Below are 5,835 nucleotides of genomic sequence, written 5' to 3'. Positions count from 1 at the left end.
TAATTTTATAACTATTAAATAAAAAATCAACTATTATAAAACTAATTTTTCAACTTTTTATAGTTTTTCTATTGCTTCCGCTTCCGTATTATAAATAGGTAAAAAACTCGTTAATTTTGTAAGTTCCAAAACTTTTTTAACGGGTTCGGTTATTTTTACAAGTCCTATTTTTCCGTTTACTTTTTTAAAAGTTCCCAATACCGAAATAAACACTCCGATTCCGCTGCTGTCGATATAATGAACATCTTCCATATCAATTATTATTCTTTTCGCTCCAAAATCAATTTGAGAAATCATAGCGTCTTTTAAGTCGGATGAAGAATAAATATCTATATCTCCACAAAGTTCGATGACAACCGTATTGTTTTCAAGTTCTTTAGCGGATATTTCCATTTATAATAACTCCAAAATTTTTTAATTTAATTTATAAATTTAATATTGTTTAAAATATCATAAATAAAAAAATTTACAACCGTTATTTGTAATATATTTTTAATTTTATTTGGATTGCTTCGTTCGTTCGCCAAAGGCGGGCAGTAGCCCACTTACTCGCAATGACAGATAAAAATTTGTCATTACGAGGTTTTGTAAAAAACCGAAGTAATCTAATTAATCCAATTAAAATAGAATTTGATTTTAAAATTTAACTTTATTAATAGTGGATTGCCACGCCCTTTCTTTAAGCCAAAATAACCTAAAAAATTTCTTCTTACTTTTTATTTGAAAGTAATCAAATTTCTTTGTTCTTTTTTGATAGCAAAAAAGAACCAAAAAACTATTCCTTTTTTTGTCGCTCTGCGCACCTTTGGTGAAAAAAGGAAACAAAAAAACAACTCCGTTTAGAATTCGCAATTCGTTAATAAAAACATTTTCGCTAATTTGGAAAGTCCGTCATTCGCCGTAGGCGTCCCGTAAGTGAACTAGAACGAAGTCCGAAGTAATCCAATTAAAATAGAATTTGATTTTAAAATTTAGCTTTATTAAAGTGGATTGCCACGCTTACGCTCGCAATGACATGTAATTTATCGTCATTACGAGGGCTTTAGCCCGAAGTAATCTACAAAAAAAAAATTTTATTACTTTGGATTGCTTCGCTTTCTTATGAAAGCTCGCAATGACATATTATAAAATCTCGCAATGACGGAATTATTGAAAATATTTTCACACTCTGTGTGCCTATCGGCAATGACGATAAATATACGCAATAACAAATAATTTAAATAAAGACTAAATAACAAATTTCTTTTAAAAAAAAATTCAAATTTTATAACATTAACTATTGACATTTTTTTGCTTTCAGTGTAATATTTTCTCTATAATTATTTAATAAAAAAATAAAACGAAAGGAAAGAGAATGTGGTTACTCCAGAAAATACTATACTATACTATACTATACTATACTATACTATACTAATATTGCGTTAAATATTTTATTACGATTATCAATCAGCCTAAAATCGTTTAGGGAAATTTTATACTCGGATATAAATTTATCCTTAAATAATTTTATAAATAATTCAATTAAAAAATTTTATATTTCAAGGAGCTTAAAATGAGCGCATTAGAAAAATTACAAAATGAAGTCGAAAGACAAAAAAGAAAAATCTCTGAAATAGAGAAATCTATCGAAACGGTAGAAAAAGAATTTAATGTCAAATTTGAAGACGAACGAAAAGACATTAAAGAACAAAAATATTTGGCGGAAGACCCAGGTTTGCAAATAGCGATAGTTGGAACGATAAAAGCGGGAAAATCCACTTTTATTAACGCATTATTTGAAGAAAATATAGCTTCAACGGATGTGACGCCCGAAACCGCATCATTAACGAAATTCAAATATTCTACGCAAAATAAATTATTGGTTAAATTTTGCAGTAAAGAAGAATGGAACGATTTATGGAAAAGTGTTGAGGAATCGGAAAACAGAACAAAAACAAATATTTTTAGGAAAGAATTTGAAAAATCGGAAGCCAAAAGTATTGAAAACCAATATATAGGAAAATCAGACGAAACAATCGAAGTATCAAATATTGAAGAATTAAAAGAAAAAGTAAAAGAATATACTTCAAAAAATAGCAAAATTCATTATTTCGTTAAAGAGCTTACGGTTTTTTTGAATAATGAAAATATGCCAAAAGATGTGACAATAGTCGATACACCGGGATTAGACGATGTAGTCGATTATCGTTCAAAGATAACGAGAGATTATATTAAAAGAGCAAACGCCGTTATAGTATGCGTAGACGCTACAAATTTAAGAAAAGACGAATATTTAACCATTACTAAAGTTTTTGAAAATGTCGGAGACGATAAGTATAAAGTTATGATATTGGGAACGCAAATTGACAATAAAAATAATCCAAAAGAAAATTGGGAAAAACAAAGTAGAGAATGGAAAAAATATTTAGAAGATAATTATAACGATGAAAATCTGCTTAAAAATAATATAATCGGAGTTTCTTCTTATGTATTTTCTAATCTCATAGAACTTGAAAATGGTAGAGAATGCGATGAAGACGCTATATTGTCAATATATAAATTGGCAAAAAGCTACGGCATAGATTTAAGTTTACAAGATAGTAATCTTAAAAATAAAATAATCAATAATTCAAATCATATAAGAGAATTAACGAATATTGAAAAAGTCAATTCCTTAATGAAAGGAAATATAATTTCAAAAGGAACTGAAATAGCCATGAAAGATTTGGAAAGTAAATATTCAAATATGATAACGAATATAAGCAATAGAGCAAAAACTATAAAAGATTCAAATTCTCAAAGCCGAGCCTCTTTAGATATGGATAGAAAACAGCAGGAAGAGTTTAAACTTATGAAAAATAAGGAAATAGAGGAAATCGAAAAGGCTATGAACGGTTTGAACGAAGCTTTTGACAAGATAAAAACGGAATGGCTTAATCAAAATAGCAAATTGAAAGAAGCCATAAAAAAGTAAAAAATTAAAGATTAAAAAAATAAAATTAAAAATTAAAAACTAAAAATAAAGGAGAAAAATTATGGGATTTTTTGATTTCATAGGAGATTTAGTAACGGGAGCTATTGAAACGGTTACAGATTGGGTTGAAGATAAAATTGAAAAGGCTATAGATGTCGTAGAATGGGTTGGAGATAAAGTTGACGATGTATTAGATTTTTTCAATGGAGGTAGAACTTCGCTCGGACAAACTTCAACGGAAAGCGCAAGAAAAGTATCTAAAGCGGGGGCTTATGACTCGGAAACTGCGACTATTGAAGAAACTAAAGCGATTACTAAAATATTAAACGACATAAAAGAAGAGTATAAAACAAAACTTAAAGAATATGAAGATAAATCTATAGAATTATCAAAAGAGATTAAAGATAAAATAGTAGATATGATAGATACCGAACTTAATCTAAAAAGCGAATATGACTCTTCTATAAGTAATCCGTTTTTGCAAAAAGAAGCTCTTGAAAAAGAATTTGATAAAAAATTTGAAGGTTTGGGAATAAATGTCGGAGAAATTGAAAGTAAATTCAGCGATACGATAACAAATTTTAAGCGAACTTTTTCAAGCGAAATATTAGACCATATAGCGATAGGCGATACAAAATGCGCCGAAATATTGAAACTTGAAAATAAAAAAGAGCGAAAAAATAAAATTAAAAATTATTTGGACGAATTAGTCGATAACGCTTTAAATAATTTTTGCGACAGTATTGACGAAATTTCCACAAATTCTTTAAATGCCATTAAAAGAAACATCAACCGAATAAAGAAAAATAATGAAGAAAGCATTGAAAATATTAAAAAAGAAATTGAGGAAAACATGAAATTAACTGAAAGCGAAATTGAAACTAAAAGAAAAGAATACGACAGAAAAGAAGAGATTATTAATAATTTCTTGGAAAGTATAAAATAAGGGGGTAAATATGTTCTTTTTAATACCAATTTTTTCAGCTATAGGTTCTGCCGTTGCAGGAGCGGTTTCGACTGCAGCGGCGGCGGTTGGAAGCGCGGCTACGGCAATAGGAACGGCTGCGACTACGGCGATAAGTTCGGCGGGGCAGTTTTTATCTACGATTGCTACTAAAATTCCGCCGATTTTAGAACCGCCAGCGGATAGCGTTAAAAAAATTTTGGGTTTTATGGAAAAAATTTCTAAAAATATCGGCGAACAATCCAACGATGAAATTAGAAATATGGAAGCATACAATCCCGAAAACTCTACAATATATCAATTGCAACATTTAAATTCTATTCTTAATAATATGAGAAACGAATTGAAAGAAGATATAAAAGAAGTTGAAGAGACTTTTAGCGTAACTTTGGAAGATTCTTTTAATAAAATCGAAAGCTTTATTAAAGAAAATATTTGTTCGCAAGGCGTAAATATAGATATATTGGCTTTAAGGCATAACTTTGATAAATTGCTAAATGATTTTAAAAATTCTTTTTCGGACAATATAAACGGAAGAATAGCGCTATCCGATTATAAATGTTTTACAATATTGGAAATTGAAAATTCCGAAGAGCGTTCAAATCAAATGAGAAATTATTTGGACGAAATTATAAAAGAATCTTTAAATAAATATTTTGACGATTTGGATTTTATCACAAATAATACAATAGAATTCATACAGAGAAGTATTGACAGAATAAAAAGAGAGCAATTAATCCGAGTCGATATTATCAAAAAAGAATTGGAAGATAATATTAATTTGGACGAAAGCCAAATTGAAGCAAAGAGAAAAGAATACGATAGAAAAGAAAAAATTATTGACTCTCTTTTGGAAACTATTAAATAAGGAGTTTAGCATGATTACAATAGGAATAATATTAGCTGGAATAATATTGAGCATTTTAACAAGTCCTATTTTTACAATATTATCAATAGTAATAGCGATAATTAGATTGGTTAAAATAGCTTTATCTTAATCAAAAAATAATATCGTTTATTGGGAGATTATTTATAAATGGAAAATCTTCTAAAAAAAGTTGAAGAACTTCTAAAAAATATGGAAGCCTTTCAAAAGAAGCTTACTTATATCGATTCCGTGCGGGATGACGCCGATAAAATTCATAAAATGCAGGAAGCGATTGATAAGTCGGACAATTTTTGGAAAGTATTCAACGAATTCAATGAAAATTTTAATAATCATAAATCTTTATATTCTAAAGTTATTAAAAAAGTTGAAAATCTAAATGCCAATATAAAAGAAAATAAAAAATATTTTGACGAAGAAACGGAAAAAATAAATAATTTTGCCAAAACAGAAATAAATAAAATTAATAACGAAACTAAAAATATTAACGGAGAAATAGACAAATTAAATAATTTACTAAAAACGGAATTTAACGAGACAAACGAAAAAATAGAAAATATTTATAAAAATATTAACGCGAATATTATCAAACAAATTGAAAATATCGATTTGAAAATAAATAATTTGTCCGAAAGTTTTGATAAAAAAATTAAGAATATTGATTTTGAACTCACAACCAAAATTAATAAACTTGAAAATTCCAATAAAAAATTATTTTTTCTGTCTATATTTTTGCCGATTGCGAGCGTTTTGCTCATAATATTATTAAGTTATTTTAAAATTATATAAAAGGAGTATTTATGTTGCCAAATAAACCGCCATATTTTTATAAATGTAATTCCTGCGGGAAAACTTTTAGCTCGTCAGTAAAAGTAAATCCGCTGCTTGAATTATTTAATATAAAAAAATTGGGAAATATTAGGCTTAAATGTCCGAGTTGCGGAAGCAGAGATATAAAATTGTCCGCTATAAATAAAATGATTAATAAAAATAATCTATAAAGGAGAAAAAAATGATTTTTAGAGTATATTC

The 5,835-nt window shown here is 27.8% G+C and carries 6 protein-coding genes; 5 read left to right on the top strand and 1 reads right to left on the bottom strand.

The genetic code is table 11. The features are described from left to right. Positions 1-57: 57 nt before the first annotated feature. Positions 58-393: an STAS domain-containing protein gene (locus ACR0QS_RS10205; protein WP_432633342.1), complete on the bottom strand. Its 336-nt coding sequence runs from the start codon at positions 391-393 to the stop codon at positions 58-60. A gap of 1,159 nt (positions 394-1,552) precedes the next feature. On the opposite strand from ACR0QS_RS10205, the gene ACR0QS_RS10200 reads away from it, so the two are divergent. From ACR0QS_RS10200 to ACR0QS_RS10180, 5 genes are all read left to right on the top strand, one after another. Then, on the top strand, positions 1,553-2,953 hold the full coding sequence (locus tag ACR0QS_RS10200; RefSeq protein WP_432633341.1) for a dynamin family protein: 1,401 nt from the start codon (positions 1,553-1,555) through the stop codon (positions 2,951-2,953). Positions 2,954-3,014: 61 nt separating this feature from the next. Further along, positions 3,015-3,899, top strand: coding sequence for a hypothetical protein (locus ACR0QS_RS10195; RefSeq protein WP_432633340.1), 885 nt, complete (start codon positions 3,015-3,017; stop codon positions 3,897-3,899). A gap of 10 nt (positions 3,900-3,909) precedes the next feature. Beyond that, complete coding sequence (locus ACR0QS_RS10190; protein WP_432633339.1) at positions 3,910-4,785, top strand: hypothetical protein; 876 nt, start codon at positions 3,910-3,912, stop codon at positions 4,783-4,785. 168 nt (positions 4,786-4,953) lie between these two features. Continuing rightward, positions 4,954-5,592: a hypothetical protein gene (locus tag ACR0QS_RS10185; RefSeq protein WP_432633338.1), complete on the top strand. Its 639-nt coding sequence runs from the start codon at positions 4,954-4,956 to the stop codon at positions 5,590-5,592. A gap of 11 nt (positions 5,593-5,603) precedes the next feature. Continuing rightward, complete coding sequence (locus ACR0QS_RS10180) at positions 5,604-5,804, top strand: zinc ribbon domain-containing protein (RefSeq protein WP_432633141.1); 201 nt, start codon at positions 5,604-5,606, stop codon at positions 5,802-5,804. Positions 5,805-5,835: the final 31 nt, after the last annotated feature.

The sequence above is a fragment of the Brachyspira sp. genome (assembly GCF_050873525.1).
Classification (GTDB): Bacteria; Spirochaetota; Brachyspiria; order Brachyspirales; family Brachyspiraceae; genus Brachyspira.
The sequence above is the reverse complement of the archived record's forward strand: the minus strand, read 5'-3'. Positions and strand labels throughout refer to the sequence as shown.

Excerpts from the sequence above, each read along its gene's own strand:
- ACR0QS_RS10200 (WP_432633341.1), top strand. The coding sequence starts at position 1,553 with ATGAGCGCATTAGAAAAATTACAAAATGAAGTCGAAAGACAAAAAAGA.
- ACR0QS_RS10205 (WP_432633342.1), bottom strand. The coding sequence starts at position 393 with ATGGAAATATCCGCTAAAGAACTTGAAAACAATACGGTTGTCATCGAA.
- ACR0QS_RS10180 (WP_432633141.1), top strand. The coding sequence starts at position 5,604 with ATGTTGCCAAATAAACCGCCATATTTTTATAAATGTAATTCCTGCGGG.
- ACR0QS_RS10185 (WP_432633338.1), top strand. The coding sequence starts at position 4,954 with ATGGAAAATCTTCTAAAAAAAGTTGAAGAACTTCTAAAAAATATGGAA.
- ACR0QS_RS10190 (WP_432633339.1), top strand. The coding sequence starts at position 3,910 with ATGTTCTTTTTAATACCAATTTTTTCAGCTATAGGTTCTGCCGTTGCA.
- ACR0QS_RS10195 (WP_432633340.1), top strand. The coding sequence starts at position 3,015 with ATGGGATTTTTTGATTTCATAGGAGATTTAGTAACGGGAGCTATTGAA.